The following is a 17,467-nucleotide window of genomic DNA, read 5'->3' as shown; positions in this document are numbered from 1 at the left end:
CTGGGATAGGAGCAGGTCGTCCACGGCAGAAAGGTGGGGGGACGTGACAGCTGAACAAATGGCCGACGACGGGGACCGCACGGTCTACGAAGCGGTGCCCGGCGCGAACCAGGGCCCGGCGCCGCGCACCCTGGACGCGATCGACCGCGACATCCTCCGCATCCTCCAGACGGACGGCCGCGCCTCGATACGGTCCGTGGCCGAACGCGTCCACGTGTCGCGGGCCAACGCCTACGCCCGCATCAACCGGCTGATCGACGACGGCGTGATCCGGGGCTTCAGCGCACGGGTGAACCACGAGCGCGCCGGCCACGGCGCGTCGGCCTACATCACCCTCAAGATCGTCCAGAACTCGTGGCGGACGGTGCGCGAGCAGCTCCAGGCGCTCCCGGGGGCGGCCCACATAGCGCTGGTCAGCGGCGACTTCGACGTCCTGCTGCTGGTTCACACACCGGACAACCGCACCCTGCGGGAACTCGTGCTGACCAGGCTCCAGGCGATCCCCGAGGTGCTGTCCACGCGCACCCTGCTGGTCTTCGAGGAGACGGACCTGGATCCGGACCCGGCCCGCTGAGGTCCGGAAGGCCCTCGCCGCCGGCTCAGGACGCCGTGCGCAGCCCGTCGAAGGCCAGCCGGACCACCGCGTCGGCGACCTGCTGCCGGTCGTAGCCGGTGCCCGCCTGCGGCCGGTACCACTCCACCAGGGAGTTGACCATGCCGAACAGCAGCCGCGTCGCCAGTCTCGTGTCCATGTCCGCGCGCAGATCGCCGTCCGCCGCAGCCGCCTTGAGCAGGTCGGCGACCCGGTGGTCGAACTCGCGGCGCCGTTCCATGGCCCATCGCTCGGTCCTGGTGTTGCCCCGGACCCGCAGCAGCAGCGTCACGTACGGCAGCTCCGCCATCAGCACCTCTACGGTGCGGCGCGTCACGTACTCGACCCGTTCCAGCGCCCGTCCGCGCGTCGCGCCCGGCTCCTCGAGGATCCCGAAGAGCCCGTCGAGGGCACGGCTGACGGCCCGCCTCAGCAGCTCCTCCTTGCCGGACACATGGTGGTATATCGACGACTTCGAGATGCCCGCGGCCTTCGAGAGGTGCTCCATGGACGTGCCGTCGTAGCCGCGTTCGTTGAAGACCCCGACGGCGACGGCCAGCAGTGTCTCCGGGGTGTAGGTGTCGCGCTTGGGGGTCGTCATGAGGACTGGTCGCCCTTCATCCGGACGTACGACTGGCGGTAGAGGCCCAGGGACGGCGCATAGCGGCCGGTCGGCACGCGCGCGTGGAGCTCGTCGAGGAGTTCGTGCGCCCAGGCGCGGCCCAGCCGGTGACCCCACTCCACCGGGCCGACCGGGTAGTTGACCCCGAGCCGCATGGCGGTGTCGATGTCCTCCGGGGACGCGGCTCCCTTGGCGACGGCGTCGGCCGCGGCGTCCACGAGCATCGCGACCGTCCGCGCGACGATCATGCCCGGCACGTCGCCGATGACGCTGACCTTCTTGCCCAGGGCCTGGAACAGGCCGATCGACTGCCGCAGAGTCTCCCAGCCGGTGACCTCGGACGCGGACAGGGCGATCCTCGTCGCCGTCCGGTAGTCGAGGGCCAGGTCGAAGTAGACGACGTCACGGAACTCGGCCGACGTCTGTCCGTCCGCGAGCGCGAGCTGCCCGCCGCTCGGGAGCAGGATGCGGGTCCCGTGGTCCTCGTCCTCCTCGTGCACGGTGATGCCGGCCTCCCGGCACAGACCGACCAGCGCCTGCGCAGGGCCGAGGTCGCCCTCCACGGTGATGTGCGGCGGCGGCTCGGTCGCCGGTGCGGTGTGCGGCTCGGGTCGCTCCGCGCCGTCCTCGTACGGGTACCACCCGTGGGCCGACTTGCGGCCCAGACGGCCGGACTCGACAAGGCGGCGCTGGGCGAGCGAGGGCGAGAACTTGGGGCTCCGGAAGAACGCCTCCCACACGGAGCGGGTGACCGCCTCGTTGACGTCCTGGCCGATCAGGTCGGTGAGCTCGAACGGACCCATCCTGAATCCGCCGCACTCCCGCAGGACGGCGTCGATGGTGGCGGGGTCCGCGCCGCGCTCCTCGTGGACCGCGAAGGCCTCGGCGTAGAACGGCCGGGCGATGCGGTTGACGATGAAGCCGGGGGTGTCGGCGCAGCGGACCGGGGTCTTGCCCCAGGCCCTCGCCGTCTCGTAGGCCCGGGCGGCCGCGTCCTCGGCGGTGGCGAAGCCGCTGACGACCTCGACCAGCGGGAGCAGCGGCGCCGGGTTGAAGAAGTGCAGCCCGACGAATCGGCCGGGCCGTCGCAGCGCGCCCGCGATGGCGGTGACGGACAGCGAGGAGGTGTTGGTGGCGAGGAGGCAGTCGTCCGCGACGACCTCCTCCAGGGCGCGGAAGAGCTGCTGCTTGACGGCGAGGTCCTCGACGACGGCCTCGATGACCAGGGCGCTGTCCGCGAGCTCGGCGATCTCCGTCGTGCGCTCCAGCCGGAGGGCCGCCGCACCGCGGGCGTCCTCCTCCAGCCGCCCCTTCTCGACCAGCCGCTCCAGGCGGCTCAGGATCGCGTCCGCACCGGTCTCCGCCTGGCCGGGGGCGACGTCGTGGAGGCGTACGCGATGGCCGGCGAGCAGCGCGACCTGCGCGATGCCCTGCCCCATGGTGCCCGCGCCCACGACGGCGACGGTGCGACTGGGCGCGATGGCGTCGGTGCCGCTCGGGCCGCCGGCGGCGTCGGTGACGGTCATGGCAGTGATCCTCCCCTACGAGTCATCCACAGGATCTGCGGACCCCCCTTGTCCCGACCGATCGTTCGGTTACTCTAACTCTGTCCGCGTTCCCCTGCCCAGCTCACCGAGGAGTTGGTCTTTCATGCAGCTGACCGAGACCCACCGGCCGACGCTCGACCGGGCTCTCGAGGCGATCCGCTCCCGGGCGTACTGGTCGCCCCATCCCGAGCACCCGAAGGCCTACGGCGAGACCGGCGCGGCCGACGGCCTCGCGGCGTACCAGGCCCTGCTCGGCTCCCGTTTCGAGCTCGACCAGCCCGGCACCGACGGCTGGACCGGCGCGGAGGTGTCGCCGTACGGCCCCGAGCTGGGCGTCGAGTACCCGCACCCCGACCTCGACGTCCTGCTGCCCGCGATGCGCGCGGGCATGGCGGCCTGGCGCGACGCGGGTCCCGAGACGCGCGCCCTGGTCTGTCTGGAGATCCTTTCGCGGATCAGCGCCCGCACCCATGAGTTCGCCCACGCCGTCATGCACACGAGCGGGCAGGCGTTCATGATGGCGCTCCAGGCCGGCGGCCCGCACGCCCAGGACCGCGGCCTGGAGGCGGTGGCGTACGCCTACGAGGAGCAGACGCGCACGCCGCAGGGCGTCGACTGGTCCAAGCCCCAGGGCAAGCGTGACCCGCTGGAGCTGCGGAAGGTCTTCACGGCGGCCCCGCGCGGCATCGCGCTGCTCATCGGCTGCAACACCTTCCCGACGTGGAACGGCTACCCTGGCCTGTTCGCCTCGCTGGCCACCGGCAACCCCGTGCTGGTGAAGCCCCACCCGCGCGCGATCCTCCCCCTCGCCATGACGGTCCGGATCGCCCGCGAGGTGCTGGGCGAGGCGGGCTTCGACCCGAACCTGGTGGCCCTGGCCGCCGAGCGCCCGGGCGAGGGCATCGCGAAGACCCTCGCGCTCCGGCCGGAGATCAAGATCATCGACTACACCGGGTCGACCGAGTTCGGCGACTGGCTGGAGGAGCACGCCCGGCAGGCCCAGGTCTACACGGAGAAGGCCGGCGTCAACACGGTGGTGATCGACTCCACCGACGACTACAAGGGCATGCTCTCGAACCTGGCGTTCTCGCTGTCCCTGTACAGCGGCCAGATGTGCACCACCCCGCAGAACCTGCTCATCCCGCGCGACGGCATCACCACGGACGCGGGCCCCAAGTCGTACGACGAGGTGGTCGCGGACCTCGCGGCCTCCGTCAGCGGCCTGCTCGGCGACGACGGCAGGGCGAACGCCCTGCTGGGCGCCCTGGTGAATCCGGACGTGAAGTCCCGGCTCGAGGCCGCGGCGGGTCTCGGCGAGGTCGCGCTGCCCTCGCGCGAGGTCGCCAATCCGGAGTTCCCCGACGCCGTCGTCCGCACGCCCGTGATCGTGAAGCTGGACGGCGCCAAGCCCGACGACGAGGCGGCGTTCATGTCCGAGTGCTTCGGGCCGGTGTCCTTCGCCGTCGCCGTCGACTCGACGAGCGACGCCCTCGACCTGCTACGCCGCACGGTGCGCGACCAGGGCGCGATGACGGTCGGCGCTTACACGACCTCGGCGGACACCGAGCGCGCGATCGAGGAGGTCTGCCTGGAGGAGTCGGCGCAGCTCTCCCTGAACCTCACCGGCGGGGTCTATGTGAACCAGACGGCGGCGTTCTCGGACTTCCACGGCTCCGGCGGCAACCCTGCGGCCAATGCGGCTCTGTGCGACGGCGCCTTCGTCTCGAACCGCTTCCGCATGGTGGAGATCCGCCGCCAGGCCTGACCTCCGGGCCCTGCCGTCCGGCCCGCGGCCCGCTTGAGCGGGCCGGGCCGGCGGTCGGTCCCGCTCATGGGCGGGTCAGCACACCGGCGGGACGTCCGCGTACCGCTGTATCCAGGAGTGCATGGCGATCGCGGCCGCGGCACCGGCGTTGATCGAGCGGGTCGAGCCGAACTGGGCGATGGAGCACACCATGGCGGCGTGCTTCCGCGCCTCCTCGGTGAGTCCGGGGCCTTCCTGGCCGAAGAGGAGCACACAGCGACGCGGGAGCACGGTCCGCTCCAGCGGGACCGCGCCGGGCAGATTGTCGATCCCGATGATCGGGAGATCCTCGGCGGCCGCCCAGGCGGTCAGGGACTCGGTGTCCGGGTGGTGGCGCACATGCTGGTAGCGGTCGGTGACCATCGCACCGCGCCGGTTCCAGCGCCGCCGCCCCACGATGTGGATCTCCTTGGCCAGGAAGGCGTTGGCGGTCCTGACCACAGAGCCGATGTTGAAGTCGTGGCCCCAGTTCTCCACGGCCACATGGAAGTCGTGCCGCCGGGTGTCCAGGTCGGCGACGATCGCCTCCCGCGTCCAGTACCGGTAACGGTCGACCACATTGCGCCGGTCCCCGTGCGCGAGCAGCTCGGGATCGTAGGGCGCCCCCTCCGGCCACGGGGCCGGATGGGGCCCGACGCCCACCTCCGCGCCGTAGCCGTCGTCGTACTGAACGGGTTCCTGGGTCTCGGTGCTCACCCGACGAGGGTACGGGTGGCCTGCTCCTCGGGCGTAGCGCGCTGCTCGGGAATCCGTACCGCCCGCCGCAGCACCCTGTCCCGGGCACCCGTCACCCAGCCGCCGAGCCGGCGCAGGAAGGACGTGGGCAGGAAGACCGCGTCGGCGGCGATCATCGCGAGCGAGAAGAAGGGCAGACCGAGCAGGAGGGCGATGCCGGCGTGCTCCAGCATCATCGCCACCAGCAGGACGTTCTTGACCTTCCGGTTGAAGAGCGTGAAGGGAAACGCGACCTGCACGAGCACCGTGCCGTAGGTCAGCACCATCACGACCAGCCCGCTGTTGGCGAGGAGGTCGGACAGCGCCGGCCAGGGCGTGAAGTAGTCGAGCTTGAGCGGGTAGTAGAGCGCGCTGCCGTCCTGCCACCGGGAGCCCTGGATCTTGTACCAGCCCGCCGTGGCGTAGATCAGGCAGACCTCCGCCATGATCACGACGAGGGCGGCGTTGTGTGCCAGGTTGGCGAGCACGTCGAGAAGGGTGCGGTGCTCGCTGTCCGGTGCGTGGCGGTTCACCGCCCACCAGACGCCCTGGGAGACCCACAGCCCCCAGAGCAGGAGGGCCATCCACCACTCGCCACCGACCCGGTGCGTGAGCGTCCCGACGAGGAGCAGCAGACCGAGCACCGTCCAGAGCACCGGTCCCCAGCGGTCCTGCGACCGGTCCGGCTCCGTCCTGCGCCGCGCCCGCCGGGCGTCCGCGGACCAGACCCGGCCGCAGCGGGTGAACACCAGATAGATGGCCATCAGGTGGATCACGTTGTCGCCGCCGTCGCCCATGAAGATCGACCGGTTCTGCAGCGACAGCACACCGACCATGAAGACCACCGACATGGTGCGGGTGCGCCAGCCGAGCAGCAGCAGCAGGCTGGACAGCACCGCGACGGCGTACACGGCCTCGAACCAGAGGGCGGTGTCGGACCACATGAGCGCGGTGAAGGCGTGGTTCTCGGCGATGAGCTGCTGGGCCATGTCCCAGCCCCAGGGGCCGTCCGGGCCGTACAGCTCCCGGCGGTGCGGGAACTCGCGGAGCAGGAAGAGCAGCCAGGTCAGGGAGAAGCCGATACGGACGATCGCGCTCTGGTACGGCCCGAGGGTCGTCGAGGTCACCCGCTGGACGGCAGCCGCGAGCCCGCGGTCGAGTGGCCGGGTCACCGGCTCGCCTCCTCGTCGCTCGGGGCGTCCGTCGCTCCGTTGCGCACGTCGAGGGGCAGATCGGCGGAGGTCACCGTCCACCAGGGGAGCACCCGGTAGTAGGGACGGGTGTCGATCTTCTCGCGGCTCCACAGCGGTGCCTTGACGGAGCGGGTGGAGGAGCGGAGCTGTATGCGCTCGACGCGTCCGCCCAGGTCGTGGTTGTCCAGGCGCGTCATCACGATGCGGCGGACGTAGCGCTCGGAGAGCTGGCCGCGCAGGCCGTTGGGCTTGTTGCCGTCGGTGTGCGAGTTGGCGTAGAAGTCCCAGCCCCGGCGGAGTTCGTTCTGGTGCACATGGCTGGGGAGGAGGTTGCCCCGGATCGCCTCGCCGTCCTCGGCCGAGAGGTCGATCCAGTCGCTCGTCCGGCGGCTTCCGTCACGGCCGGTGATCTCGGCGCGCACCTGGACCGCGATGTTCTGCTGGAGCGGGTTGGGCGCGAAGAGCTTCCAGTTCTGCTCGAACTCGGGGTAGATCCACTCGTCGACGCCCTTGCCGTGCTGCTTGGTCAGTGTGTTCGACGGCGCGACGTGCAGGAACACCATGGCCAGGTGGACGCAGGTGAAGACGGCGACGATCCCGAGGGCGACGGCGGCCACGACCTGGTAGGGCAGGGAGAGGGACGCGATCCCGCCGGCCGGGCGCTGCCGCTGCGGCGCCTCGCCCGGTTCACCGGCGCCGTCGGGGCGGCCCGCGGGGCCGGTTCCGTCCGGCTCACCGGTGGCGTCCGAACCGGTCGTCGCAACGTGCCCGTCCGGGCCGGTCGAGCCGTCTGAGCTGCCCGCTTCGCGTATCCCGTCCGGCACGGCGGGCGGAGCCGCCTCGGCGCGCGCGGCGCCGTCGCCGTCGTACGAGTCCATCCCGCCCCGTTCCCCATTGGTCCACTGCGGTTATCCACAGGGTTGACACCTTACGGGCCGCCGACTCACCATTGAAGTCATTCAACCGAACGATCGGTCGGTAGGGAGTCCGATGACGGCAGTGACAGCAGAGACGGCTGCGGCTTCGACGTACCAGGCGCGGTTCGACGCTGCCGTGGCCGCCGACGAGCGCATCGAGCCGCGCGACTGGATGCCCGACGACTACCGCGCAACGTTGATCCGCCAGATGGCGCAGCACGCGCACTCCGAGATCATCGGCATGCAGCCCGAGGCGAACTGGATCACCCGCGCGCCTTCCCTGCGCCGCAAGGCCATCCTCATGGCCAAGGTCCAGGACGAGGCCGGCCACGGCCTGTATCTGTACAGCGCGACGGAGACGCTCGGTGCGAGCCGGGACGAGCTGCTCGACAAGCTCCACTCGGGGCGCCAGAAGTACTCGTCGATCTTCAACTACCCGACGCTGACCTGGGCCGACGTCGGCGCGATCGGCTGGCTGGTCGACGGCGCCGCGATCACCAACCAGGTTCCGCTGTGCCGCTGCTCCTACGGCCCGTACGCCCGTGCGATGGTCCGGGTGTGCAAGGAGGAGTCCTTCCACCAGCGCCAGGGGTACGAACTGCTGCTGGCCCTCTCCCAGGGCACGCAGGCCCAGCACGAGATGGCCCAGGACGCGGTGAACCGCTGGTGGTGGCCCTCCTTGATGATGTTCGGCCCTCCGGACGACGCATCCGCCCACTCCGCGCAGTCCATGGCCTGGAAGATCAAGCGGCATTCCAACGACGAGCTGCGCCAGCGGTTCGTCGACATCTGCGTCCCGCAGGCGGAGGCCCTGGGCCTGACCCTGCCGGACCCGGACCTGCGCTGGAACGAGGAGCGCGGTCACCACGACTTCGGCGCCATCGACTGGGAAGAGTTCCGGCAGGTCCTCAAGGGCAACGGACCGTGCAACGAACAGCGGATCACCCAGCGCCGCAGGGCGCACGAAGAAGGCGCCTGGGTGCGCGAGGCGGCCGCGGCATACGCCGCGAAGAGCGCCTCCGGCGGCTCGGGGGCACCGCACGAGTCAGCAGCGTCGGAAGGGTCGGGCACGAAGTCCGGCGAGGCACAGGTGGAGGCGACGGCATGAACACCTCGAAGGACTGGCCGCTGTGGGAGGTCTTCGTGCGGTCGCGCCGCGGACTGTCCCACACCCACGCGGGCAGCCTGCACGCGCCCGACGCCGAGATGGCCCTCCGCAACGCCCGTGACCTGTACACCCGGCGCAACGAGGGCGTGTCGATCTGGGTCGTCCCGTCCACGGCGATCACCGCCTCGTCGCCCGACGAGAAGGACCCCTTCTTCGAGCCCTCCGCCGACAAGCCCTATCGCCATCCGACCTTCTACGAGATCCCGGAAGGGGTGAAGCACCTGTGACCGCCGCACTCGCGCTGGGCGACGACGCGCTGGTGCTCTCGCACCGGCTGGGGGAGTGGGCCGGTCATGCCCCGGTCCTGGAGGAAGAGGTCGCCCTCGCCAACATCGCGCTGGACCTGCTGGGCCAGGCCCGGACGCTGCTCTCCCTCGTCGGCGACGAGGACGAACTGGCCTATCTGCGCGAGGAGCGCGCCTTCCGGAACCTCCAGCTGGTGGAGCAGCCGAACGGCGACTTCGCGCACACCATCGCCCGCCAGCTCTACTTCTCCACCTACCAGCGGCTGCTGTACGGGCAGCTGGCGGCGGGGGACGGCGAGCTCACCGGACTCGCCGCGAAGGCCGTCAAGGAGGTCGCGTACCACCAGGACCACGCGGAGCAGTGGACGCTGCGCCTGGGCGACGGCACCGCCGAGAGCCATGAGCGGATGCAGCGTGCCTGCGACGCCCTCTGGCGGTTCACCGGCGAGATGTTCCAGCCCGTCGAGGGGCTGGACGTGGACCGGGAGGCACTGCGGTCGGCCTGGCTGGAGTCGGTCACGACCGTGCTCAAGCGGGCCACCCTGACCGTGCCGGACACCGCCGACACCGGTGCCTGGTCCGCCGGCGCCGGGCGCCAGGGCCTGCACACGGAGTCGTTCGGGCGGATGCTCGCCGAGATGCAGCATCTGCACCGGAGCCATCCGGGGGCGTCATGGTGACCGGGACCGAGACCGCTCTCGAGGCGGAGCTGCGCCGTCTGGCGGGCTCCGTTCCCGACCCCGAACTCCCGGTGCTGTCCCTGGAGGAGCTCGGTGTCCTCCGCGGGGTCCAGATACTCGGCCCCGGCAGGGTCGAGGTCGAGCTGACCCCCACCTACACCGGCTGCCCCGCCATCGAGGCGATGGCCGCCGACATCGAGCGGGTGCTGCACGAGCACGGCGTGGCCGAGGTGTCGGTCGTCAAGGTGCTCTCCCCCGCCTGGTCGACCGACGACATCACCGCGGACGGCAGGCGCAAACTGGCGGAGTTCGGCATAGCCCCGCCGCGGCCGGGTGCCGTGGACGGTCCGGTTCCGCTCACGCTCACCGTGCGCTGCCCGCACTGCGGTTCCACGGACACGGAGCTGCTGAGCCGCTTCTCCTCCACCGCGTGCAAGGCGCTGCGCCGCTGTGCCGCCTGCCGCGAACCGTTCGACCACTTCAAGGAGTTGTAGATGTTCCATCCGCTCCGGGTCAGCGAGGTCGAGCGGCTCACGGACGACTCCGTGGCCGTCACCCTCACGGTGCCCGCCGAGCTCCGTGAGGCCTTCCGCCACACACCGGGCCAGCACATCGCCGTGCGCCGCACCGGGTCGGGCGGCGAGGAGATCCGCCGTACCTACTCGATCTGCTCCCCGGCCGCCGCGGCCGGCGAGGAGTCCGTGCTGCGCGTGGGCATCAGGCTGGTCGACGGCGGCGAGTTCTCGACGTACGCCCTCAAGGAGCTCTCGGCGGGGGACACCGTCGAGGTCATGCAGCCGATGGGCCGGTTCGTCCTCGAGCCGCGTGCGGGGCATTTCGCGGCGGTCGTCGGCGGCAGCGGCATCACCCCGGTGCTGTCGATCGCCGCGACGCTGCTGGCGAGGGAGCCGGAAGCCCGGTTCTGTCTGGTCCGCAGCGACCGTACGGCGGCGTCGACGATGTTCCTGGACGAGGTGGCCGACCTCAAGGACCGCTATCCCGACCGCTTTCAGCTGGTGACCGTGCTTTCCCGGGAGGAGCAGCAGACGGGGCTGCCTTCGGGCCGGCTCGACCAGGAGCGGCTGGCGGCCCTGCTGCCGGCACTCCTCGATGTGCCGGAGGTGGACGGCTGGTTCCTGTGCGGGCCGTATGGACTGGTGCAGGGCGCCGAGCGGGCGCTGCGCCGACTGGGCGTCCAGCGGAGCCGTATCCACGAGGAGATCTTCCATGTGGACGACGTGCCCGCCCCGGCACCCGTCTCGGCACCCGTGCACAGCAGGCTGACGGCGACGCTGGACGGACGCTCGGGCTCCTGGCCTGTGGAGGAGGGCGAGTCGCTGCTGGAGACGGTGCTGCGTGCCCGCTCCGACGCCCCCTACGCCTGCAAGGGCGGCGTGTGCGGGACCTGCCGGGCGTTCGTGGTGTCGGGTGAGGTCCGGATGGACCGGAACTTCGCGCTGGAGCAGGAGGAGACGGATGCCGGCTATGTGCTGGCCTGCCAGTCGCATCCGGTGACCTCGGACGTGGAGCTGGACTTCGACCGCTGACGGCACCATTCCCTTCCTCGGGAACCTGCCCTATCTTGACGGTCCGTCAGATAGCCGGTGGGGAACACCGGATGACGCACGGCGAGACCGTCGGACGGATCCGGTGCGTGGGAGGGACTGGGCTGTGGACTTCACCTTCACCGAGGAACAGCAAGCAGCCGTCGAGGCGGCCAGGGCGGTCTTCTCGGGCGTCGCGCCCGACGCGGTACCGAGTCCCGCCCTCACCCCCGGCGCCGTGGCGGACGACATCGACCGGGCGCTGTGGGACAGGCTGGCCGCCGCCGATCTGCTGAGCCTCGTCCTCGGCCCCGAGCACGGCGGAGCCGGCCTGGACCCCGTCGCGCTCTGCCTGGTTCTGCGTGAATCGGCGAGAGTGCTGGCGCGGGTGCCGCTGCTGGAGACGGGCGCGGTCGCGGCGGCCGTTCGGCGATTCGGCCGCCCCGAGTCCGCGTCGCGGCTGCTGCCGCGGGTCGGCCGGGGTGAGGTCGTGCTGACGGCCGGCGCCTGCGGACGCACCGGCCACGATCCGGCCGAGCTCGCCGTCACCGCCCGCCGTTCCCCCGGCGGCGACGCCTGGCTGCTGGACGGGGTCCAGACGTCGGTTCCCTGGGCCCAGTGCGCGGACCTGATCGCCGTGCCCGCGCATGCCGAGGACGGCCGCGCCGTGACCGCTCTGGTCCCCCGGATCCGGGAAGGGGTGTCGCTCGCCGGGCAGGTCTCCACCAGCGGTGAGCTCTTCGCCGAGGTCCGGCTCGACGGCGTACGGATCGACGGCGGCGATGTGATCGATGCCGAGGGCGCCTGGGAGTGGCTTCGCGACCTGCTCACCACCGGCACCTGCGCGCAGGCGCTCGGCCTCGGCGAAAGTGTGCTGTCCATGACCAGCGAGTACACCGGGAAGCGCGAGCAGTTCGGTTTCCCCATCGCCACGTTCCAGGCCGTGGCCGTACAGGCCGCCGACCGGTACATCGATCTGCGTGCGATGGAGGCGACTCTCTGGCAGGCCGCATGGCGGCTCGGTGCCCCCGCGGGTCTGAGCGGCACGATGGGCGGGCCCCTGCCCGTGTCCGGTGATGTGGCGGTCGCGAAGATCTGGGCGTCCGAGGGGGTCCGCAGGGTCGTCCAGACCGCACAGCATCTGCACGGTGGGTTCGGCGCGGACACCGATTACGCACTGCACCGGTACCACGCCTGGGCCAAACAGCTTGAGCTGTCCCTCGGACCGGCCGCCGCTCACGAGGAGGCCCTGGGGGACCTGCTCGCGGCGCACCCGCTCGGCTGACGGCGGCACTGCCCGCCGGATGCGCGCGGGACGCCGGAAAGACCGGAGGACTCCCGGGCCCGACGGCCCGGCCGGGTGGGGCCTCTTCGCTCCCCGCTAGAGGACGAAGGCCGGGTTGCCGCTGTCCGTGACCATCGGACGGCCGGCGGCGTCCCAGGCCTGCATGCCGCCGTCGATGTTCACCGCGTCGATGCCCTGCTGCACCAGGTACTGGGTCACCTGGGCGGACCGCCCGCCCACCCGGCACATCACATAGGCACGGCGGCCGTCGCCCACCGCCTCGGTGACCTCACCGAAGCGGGCCACGAAGTCGCCGATCGGGATGTGCAGGGCACCCTCCACATGGCCGGCCGCCCACTCGTCGTCCTCCCGGACGTCGAGCACCAGACCGCCGGCGGGCACGGAAGCGGCGTCCACCGAGGGCAGCGGGGCGAAGTTCATGGTCTGGCCTTCTCTCGTACCTGGACTCGTACTGTCTCCTCCCGCCTCGCGTCCGGGCGCGGGCGGGTGGGCGATCTCCCTGAAAACCTACTGCACCAGCGCGGCCAGCTCGGCCTCTCGCTCCGAGACCTGGGCAAGCAGCTGCTCCGCGATCTCGTCGAGCAGCCGGTCGGGGTCGTCCGGCGCCATTCGCAGCATCGCGCCGATCGCGCTCTCCTCCAGATCCTGGGCGACCACCGTCAGCAGTTCCTTGCGCCGCGCGAGCCACTCCAGGCGGGCGTAGAGCTCCTCGGCCTCGCCGAGCCGCTCCTCCTCGGGCGCGGGTCCCGCTTCCCACTCCCGGGTCAGCTCCCGCAGCAGCGCCTCGTCACCGCGACCGTAGGCGGCGTTGACCCGTGTGATGAACTCCTCGCGACGCGCCCGCTCCTTGTCCTCCTGGGCGAGGTCCGGATGGGCCTTGCGGGCGAGCTCACGGTAGAGCCTGCGGGCCTCGTCCGTGGGCCGTACCCGCTTGGGAGGCTGCACCGGCCGGTCGGTGAGCATGGCCGCTGCCTCGGCCGAGAGGCCCTCGGAGTCGATCCAGCCGTGGAAGAGCTCTTCGACGCCGGGCATCGGCATGACCATGGCCCGCGCCTCCCGGGCCTTGCGCAGATCATCCGGGTCGCCGCTCCGCTCCGCCCGGGCCTCGGCGATCAGCGCGTCCAGCTCGTCCAGACGCGAGTACATCGGGCCGAGCCTCTGGTGGTGCAGCCGGGAGAAGTTCTCCACCTCGACCCGGAAGGTCTCGACCGCGATCTCGAACTCGATCAGGGCCTGCTCCGCGGCGCGTACGGCCTTCTCCAGCCGAGCCTCGGCACGCTCGGACTCCTCCGTGGCGCCCTCGCGCACGCCGTTCGCGCCAGGCTCGTCCTGCGCTGCCTGATCGCTCTGCACGTTCTGATCGTCCACGCGGTGGTCGTCCTGCTCGTCCTCGTGCCGGGTGGGCGGGCCCCCGGGAGCGTCCTGAGTCACCCGCCCAGCGTATGGCAGAGCACCGGCCGCCCCGGCGGGCGGACGGAAGATCCGCCCCTCACACCCCGAGCTCGGCGGCTATCCGCCCGCTGCGGACCGCGGCGACGAGATCGGCGTGATCGGCCTCGGTCCGGTCCGCGTAGAGCACCGCGAAACCGGCCACCGCCTCGTCCAGCTCCTCGTTCTTGCCGCAGTAGCCGGCGACCAGCCGTGGATCGACGCTGTGCGCGTGGGCTCTGGCCAGCAGCGAACCCGTCATCCGGGCGTAGTCGTCCACCTGGTCGGCCGCGAGGGCGGCCGGATCGACGCTGCCCTTGCGGTTGCGGAACTGCCGCACCTGGAAGGGCCTGCCCTCCACCGTCGTCCAGCCGAGCAGGTTGTCGCTGACCACCTGCATCCGCTTCTGGCCCATGACCACACGGCGGCCCTCGTGCTCGACCTCGGGAACGTCGAAGCCGGCGGCGGCCAGGTGGGGCGCCAGCACGGACGCACGCGCCTCCTTCACCTGCAGCACGAGCGGCTCTCCCCGGTGGTCGAGCAGGAGCACCACGTACGACCGCGTGCCCACGCTGCCGGTGCCGACGACCCGGAACGCCACGTCGTGGATCGCGTAGCGCGCGAGCAGCGGGAGCCGCTCCTCCGAGATGGTGTCCAGATAGCCCGCGAGCGCGGAGGCGACGGCCGCCGCCTCCGCGTCGGAGACCCGGCGCAGCACCGGCGGAGCGTCCACGAAGCGCCGGCCCCCGTCCTCCGATGCCTCGGAGGACTTGGCGGCGAAACGCGCGCTCGTGTTGTTCCTCGCCTTCTCCGAGACCCGCTCCAGCGTGCCCACCAGGTCGCGTGCGTCGGCGTGGGAGACGAGCTCCTCGTCGGCGATGGCGTTCCAGGCGTCGAGCACCGAGAGCCTGGCCAGCAGCCGCATGGTGCGCCGGTAGGACCCGGCCACGTCGAACGCGGCCTTGCGGCAGACGTCCTCGTCGGCGCCCGCCTCGCGGCCTGCGAGCACGAGCGAGGTGGCAAGCCGCTTGAGGTCCCACTCCCAGGGGCCGACGGCCGTCTCGTCGAAGTCGTTGAGGTCGATCACGAGGCTGCCGCGGGCATCGCCGTACAGACCGAAGTTGCCGGCATGAGCGTCGCCGCATATCTGCGCCGCGATGCCCGTGACCGGGGTACCCGCCAGGTCGTGGGCCATCAGCCCGGCGGAACCGCGCAGAAACGCGAACGGGGCGGCCGCCATCCTCCCCACCCGGATCGGTGTGAGCTCGGGGACCCGGCCCCGGCTGGACTCCTCCACGGCCCGCACCGCGTCGGGCCGCCCCTCGGGAATCACCATCGCGTCGTGGGAGGAACGCGGCACCTGCCGGCGCAGCGCCTTGCCGTCCCGCTTGGGAGAGTCCGGAACGCCGCCCGGCACCCGCCGGGCGAAGCCCGCCACCTCCGGTATGCGTGCCCCCTCCGACGCCGTCCGCCGGTACGCCACCGCTTCGGCCTCACTCATGGCGTGACCGCCTCCCCCGCTGTCGTGCAACATCAAGTGGCCACGACCGTACCGCCGGGCCGGGCCCGCGTCTCCCCCTGTGGACAACCGCCGTCGCCACCGGCTTGGAGCCACCCCGCCCCGGGCCGGCACACCAGGGGGCCCTCACTGTCGTGTACCGATGGTTCAGGAAGGGCTGCCGCACCTGCGGGACTTCAGCGGGACGGCCTCAGCAGGCTCCGTCCTCCACCCCGCCGGGCAGATGGTCCTCCGCCCAGCGGCCGAGTTCCTTGAGCGCGGGCTCCAGCGCCGCACCGGCGTCGGTCAGCCGGTAGGCCACGCGCAGCGGCGGTCCCTCGTCGACCTCCCGCACGACCAGCCCGGCCGCGGCGAGTTCGGTCAGCCGGTCGGACAGCATGCGCTCGCTGATCCCCGGGATCGCCCGCCGAAGCTCGGCGAAGTAGACCGGCCGCTGCATCAGCACCGACACGATCAGCCCGGTCCAGCGCTTGCCGAACAGCCCGAAGACGCGCGTGATGCCCCCGTCGACCTTCTGGCACGCGTGCTCTCCGTGTTCCGCCATGCCTTCAGAGTACTGCCCCTCCATGCGGTGATGAAAAAAAGTAAGCACCTGTGTTATTTGTAGTTACACACGGAACGGCAGCGAGCCGAGCAGAGTCTCGCTGTCGGCTACCTCCATCCCCTCACGGAGAACCCCATGGCCACGCTGCTGCACATCGATTCCGCCGTCTTCCCGCAGGGCTCCGCCTCGCGCGAGGTCACCGCCACGTTCGTGAAGACCTGGCTGGAGGAGCACCCGGAGGGCCGGGTCGTCTACCGCGACCTGGCCGCGAACCCCCTGCCGCACCTGGACTTCGCCGCGGTCTCCGCCGGGGCGGGAGACGCGCTCCGCGCGGAACTCGCCGCCGAACTGGCCGACGCCGACGCCGTCTTGATCGGCGCCCCGATGTACAACTTCACGATCCCGTCCACGCTCAAGGCATGGCTCGACCAGGTGATCATCGTGGGTCACAACGCGGGCACCCCGAACGGCCCGCTGGCCGCCACTCCCTTCACCGTGGTCGCCAGCCGCGGCGGCTCCTACGCCCCCGGGACTCCCCGGGAGGACTTCGAGTTCGTCCAGAACTACCTGGAGAAGGTGTTCGCCGGAATGTTCGGGGCCAAGGTGGACTTCATCGTTCCCGAACTCACCCTGGCGCCCAGCAAGCCCGAGATGGCCGAGCTCGTTCCGCTCGCCGAGGCGTCCCGTTCCAAGGCGTTCACCGAGGCCGCCCAGAAGGCCAAGGACCTGGCTGCGCGGCACGCCGCATAACGGAGCCCTGGGCCCGAGCCGCCCCGGTCGATGTTCCACGTGAAACCTCCGCCGCGGCTCCGCGATGCCGTGGCGGAGGACCGCGAAGGCTGAAGGCCGATACGCGGTCCTACAGCCCCGCGTCCCTCGCCAGCAGCGCCGCCTGCACCCGGTTCTCGCAGTCGAGCTTGGCCAGGATCCGGCTCACGTAGGTCTTCACCGTCGCCTCGCTCATGTGCAGCCGGCGCCCGGCGTCCGCGTTGGACAGCCCTTCCCCGAGCAGCACCAGCACCTCACGCTCACGTGCGCTGAGCGCCGCGACCCTGGCCCTGGCCTCCCCGTCGCGCGTCGCCGCCCGCGCCGTGGCGAGCTGCTCCACGACGTGGCGGGTGGCGGAGGGCGAGAGATAGGCATCCCCGGCGGCCGCCGCCCGCACCGCCCGTATCAGCTCCGCCGGAGCGGTGTCCTTGAGCAGGAACCCCGCGCCCCCGTGTTCCAGGGCCCGCAGCACGTTGTCCCGCTCGCCGAAGGTCGTGAGGACGATGACCCTCGCCGCGGGGACCGCGCGGCGCAGTTCGGGCAGCGCGGTGAGTCCGTCCATCACCGGCATCTGGATGTCCAGCAGCACCACATCCGCGCGGTGCGAGCGCGCGAGCTCGACGGCCTCACGGCCGTTGGTCCCTTCGGCGACGACCTCGATCTCCTGATCGGAGGTGAGGATCATCCGGATCCCGGCCCGGATCAACGGCTCGTCGTCGGCGATCACGACCCTGATCGGCGAACCGGTCACAGTCCCCCCTCTGCTTCCCCCAGCGCCTGGCCTAGCTGTTCTGTCCCGGGAGGTTGTGGACGGGTGATGCAGGTCTCGGCTGAGGGATCTTGAAATGGGTGAGGGCCTTCTGGCCTGGTGTGGAT

19 protein-coding genes are annotated in these 17,467 nt (G+C 71.4%); 9 read left to right on the top strand and 10 right to left on the bottom strand.

Translation table 11 applies throughout. The features are described from left to right. The first annotated feature begins 58 nt into the window (after positions 1-58). Positions 59-574, top strand: coding sequence for an Lrp/AsnC family transcriptional regulator (locus BLT82_RS10720; RefSeq protein WP_093653680.1), 516 nt, complete (start codon positions 59-61; stop codon positions 572-574). A gap of 25 nt (positions 575-599) precedes the next feature. On the opposite strand, the gene BLT82_RS10715 is transcribed toward BLT82_RS10720, so the two are convergent. Together BLT82_RS10715 and BLT82_RS10710 are read right to left on the bottom strand one after the other, a co-directional pair. Then, positions 600-1,193, bottom strand: a complete 594-nt coding sequence (locus tag BLT82_RS10715; RefSeq protein ID WP_093653679.1) for a TetR/AcrR family transcriptional regulator — start codon at positions 1,191-1,193, stop codon at positions 600-602. Continuing rightward, the gene (locus BLT82_RS10710) at positions 1,190-2,740 is read right to left on the bottom strand and encodes a 3-hydroxyacyl-CoA dehydrogenase (RefSeq protein ID WP_093653678.1); all 1,551 of its coding nucleotides are present in this window, start codon (positions 2,738-2,740) and stop codon (positions 1,190-1,192) included. The genes BLT82_RS10715 and BLT82_RS10710 overlap by 4 nt, the downstream gene beginning before the upstream one ends. Positions 2,741-2,864: 124 nt before the next feature. Between BLT82_RS10710 and paaN the strand changes: the two genes are divergently transcribed. Next, positions 2,865-4,526, top strand: a complete 1,662-nt coding sequence (gene paaN, locus BLT82_RS10705) for a phenylacetic acid degradation protein PaaN (RefSeq protein WP_093653677.1) — start codon at positions 2,865-2,867, stop codon at positions 4,524-4,526. Positions 4,527-4,601: 75 nt separating this feature from the next. Here the strand turns inward: paaN and BLT82_RS10700 are convergent, their stop codons facing one another. The 3 genes from BLT82_RS10700 to BLT82_RS10690 are packed head-to-tail and all read right to left on the bottom strand — an operon-like array spanning position 4,602 to position 7,350. Beyond that, positions 4,602-5,261 (bottom strand): TrmH family RNA methyltransferase, encoded by a 660-nt coding sequence (locus BLT82_RS10700; RefSeq protein ID WP_093653676.1) that lies wholly within the window; start codon positions 5,259-5,261, stop codon positions 4,602-4,604. After that, the gene (locus tag BLT82_RS10695) at positions 5,258-6,451 is read right to left on the bottom strand and encodes an HTTM domain-containing protein (RefSeq protein ID WP_093653675.1); all 1,194 of its coding nucleotides are present in this window, start codon (positions 6,449-6,451) and stop codon (positions 5,258-5,260) included. Before BLT82_RS10695 ends, BLT82_RS10700 begins: the two co-directional genes overlap by 4 nt. Continuing rightward, entirely contained in the window at positions 6,448-7,350 is a 903-nt protein-coding gene (locus BLT82_RS10690; protein WP_093653674.1) for a DUF5819 family protein, read from the bottom strand. Before BLT82_RS10690 ends, BLT82_RS10695 begins: the two co-directional genes overlap by 4 nt. 112 nt (positions 7,351-7,462) lie before the next feature. Here BLT82_RS10690 and paaA point away from each other — a divergent pair, with 112 nt between their 5' ends. From paaA to BLT82_RS10660, 6 genes are all read left to right on the top strand, one after another. Further along, positions 7,463-8,497, top strand: coding sequence for a 1,2-phenylacetyl-CoA epoxidase subunit PaaA (gene paaA, locus BLT82_RS10685; RefSeq protein WP_244291912.1), 1,035 nt, complete (start codon positions 7,463-7,465; stop codon positions 8,495-8,497). Then, positions 8,494-8,784 carry a 1,2-phenylacetyl-CoA epoxidase subunit PaaB gene (gene paaB, locus BLT82_RS10680; RefSeq protein WP_093653673.1) on the top strand — a complete coding sequence of 97 codons (291 nt, stop codon included), beginning with the start codon at positions 8,494-8,496 and terminating at the stop codon, positions 8,782-8,784. The genes paaA and paaB overlap by 4 nt, the downstream gene beginning before the upstream one ends. Further along, complete coding sequence (gene paaC, locus BLT82_RS10675) at positions 8,781-9,482, top strand: 1,2-phenylacetyl-CoA epoxidase subunit PaaC (RefSeq protein WP_093653672.1); 702 nt, start codon at positions 8,781-8,783, stop codon at positions 9,480-9,482. Before paaB ends, paaC begins: the two co-directional genes overlap by 4 nt. After that, complete coding sequence (paaD, locus tag BLT82_RS10670) at positions 9,476-9,976, top strand: 1,2-phenylacetyl-CoA epoxidase subunit PaaD (RefSeq protein WP_093653671.1); 501 nt, start codon at positions 9,476-9,478, stop codon at positions 9,974-9,976. The genes paaC and paaD overlap by 7 nt, the downstream gene beginning before the upstream one ends. Next, positions 9,977-11,029, top strand: a complete 1,053-nt coding sequence (locus BLT82_RS10665; protein ID WP_093653670.1) for a 2Fe-2S iron-sulfur cluster-binding protein — start codon at positions 9,977-9,979, stop codon at positions 11,027-11,029. Between the two features lie 124 nt (positions 11,030-11,153). Further along, entirely contained in the window at positions 11,154-12,311 is a 1,158-nt protein-coding gene (locus tag BLT82_RS10660) for an acyl-CoA dehydrogenase family protein (RefSeq protein WP_093653669.1), read from the top strand. 96 nt (positions 12,312-12,407) lie between these two features. On the opposite strand, the gene BLT82_RS10655 is transcribed toward BLT82_RS10660, so the two are convergent. The 4 genes from BLT82_RS10655 to BLT82_RS10640 form a co-directional block, all read right to left on the bottom strand. Then, complete coding sequence (locus tag BLT82_RS10655) at positions 12,408-12,752, bottom strand: rhodanese-like domain-containing protein (protein WP_093653668.1); 345 nt, start codon at positions 12,750-12,752, stop codon at positions 12,408-12,410. An 87-nt stretch (positions 12,753-12,839) separates the two neighbouring features. Next, the gene (locus BLT82_RS10650; RefSeq protein ID WP_093653667.1) at positions 12,840-13,763 is read right to left on the bottom strand and encodes a J domain-containing protein; all 924 of its coding nucleotides are present in this window, start codon (positions 13,761-13,763) and stop codon (positions 12,840-12,842) included. 58 nt (positions 13,764-13,821) lie between these two features. Beyond that, complete coding sequence (locus BLT82_RS10645) at positions 13,822-15,261, bottom strand: DUF2252 domain-containing protein (RefSeq protein ID WP_093653666.1); 1,440 nt, start codon at positions 15,259-15,261, stop codon at positions 13,822-13,824. 208 nt (positions 15,262-15,469) lie between these two features. After that, a complete protein-coding gene (locus BLT82_RS10640) occupies positions 15,470-15,823 on the bottom strand; it encodes a winged helix-turn-helix transcriptional regulator (RefSeq protein ID WP_093653665.1) in 354 nt (117 codons plus the stop codon). 135 nt (positions 15,824-15,958) lie between these two features. Here BLT82_RS10640 and BLT82_RS10635 point away from each other — a divergent pair, with 135 nt between their 5' ends. Then, positions 15,959-16,573 carry an FMN-dependent NADH-azoreductase gene (locus BLT82_RS10635; RefSeq protein ID WP_093653664.1) on the top strand — a complete coding sequence of 205 codons (615 nt, stop codon included), beginning with the start codon at positions 15,959-15,961 and terminating at the stop codon, positions 16,571-16,573. A gap of 109 nt (positions 16,574-16,682) precedes the next feature. Here BLT82_RS10635 and BLT82_RS10630 read toward each other — a convergent pair whose 3' ends face one another. After that, positions 16,683-17,342, bottom strand: a complete 660-nt coding sequence (locus BLT82_RS10630) for a response regulator (protein ID WP_093653663.1) — start codon at positions 17,340-17,342, stop codon at positions 16,683-16,685. Between the last annotated feature and the right edge of the window lie 125 nt (positions 17,343-17,467).

Origin of the sequence: Streptomyces wuyuanensis (assembly GCF_900103455.1) — a bacterium.
In the GTDB taxonomy this organism is placed as follows: Bacteria; Actinomycetota; Actinomycetes; order Streptomycetales; family Streptomycetaceae; genus Streptomyces; species Streptomyces wuyuanensis.
Note: the sequence above shows the minus strand (reverse complement) of the source record. Positions and strands in the feature narration are given on the sequence as shown.

Coding starts and splice junctions, on each gene's coding strand:
- BLT82_RS10720 (WP_093653680.1), top strand. CDS start 59: ATGGCCGACGACGGGGACCGCACGGTCTACGAAGCGGTGCCCGGCGCG.
- BLT82_RS10715 (WP_093653679.1), bottom strand. CDS start 1,193: ATGACGACCCCCAAGCGCGACACCTACACCCCGGAGACACTGCTGGCC.
- BLT82_RS10710 (WP_093653678.1), bottom strand. CDS start 2,740: ATGACCGTCACCGACGCCGCCGGCGGCCCGAGCGGCACCGACGCCATC.
- paaN (WP_093653677.1), top strand. CDS start 2,865: ATGCAGCTGACCGAGACCCACCGGCCGACGCTCGACCGGGCTCTCGAG.
- BLT82_RS10690 (WP_093653674.1), bottom strand. CDS start 7,350: ATGGACTCGTACGACGGCGACGGCGCCGCGCGCGCCGAGGCGGCTCCG.
- paaA (WP_244291912.1), top strand. CDS start 7,463: ATGACGGCAGTGACAGCAGAGACGGCTGCGGCTTCGACGTACCAGGCG.
- paaB (WP_093653673.1), top strand. CDS start 8,494: ATGAACACCTCGAAGGACTGGCCGCTGTGGGAGGTCTTCGTGCGGTCG.
- paaD (WP_093653671.1), top strand. CDS start 9,476: ATGGTGACCGGGACCGAGACCGCTCTCGAGGCGGAGCTGCGCCGTCTG.
- BLT82_RS10665 (WP_093653670.1), top strand. CDS start 9,977: ATGTTCCATCCGCTCCGGGTCAGCGAGGTCGAGCGGCTCACGGACGAC.
- BLT82_RS10655 (WP_093653668.1), bottom strand. CDS start 12,752: ATGAACTTCGCCCCGCTGCCCTCGGTGGACGCCGCTTCCGTGCCCGCC.
- BLT82_RS10645 (WP_093653666.1), bottom strand. CDS start 15,261: ATGAGTGAGGCCGAAGCGGTGGCGTACCGGCGGACGGCGTCGGAGGGG.
- BLT82_RS10640 (WP_093653665.1), bottom strand. CDS start 15,823: ATGGCGGAACACGGAGAGCACGCGTGCCAGAAGGTCGACGGGGGCATC.
- BLT82_RS10635 (WP_093653664.1), top strand. CDS start 15,959: ATGGCCACGCTGCTGCACATCGATTCCGCCGTCTTCCCGCAGGGCTCC.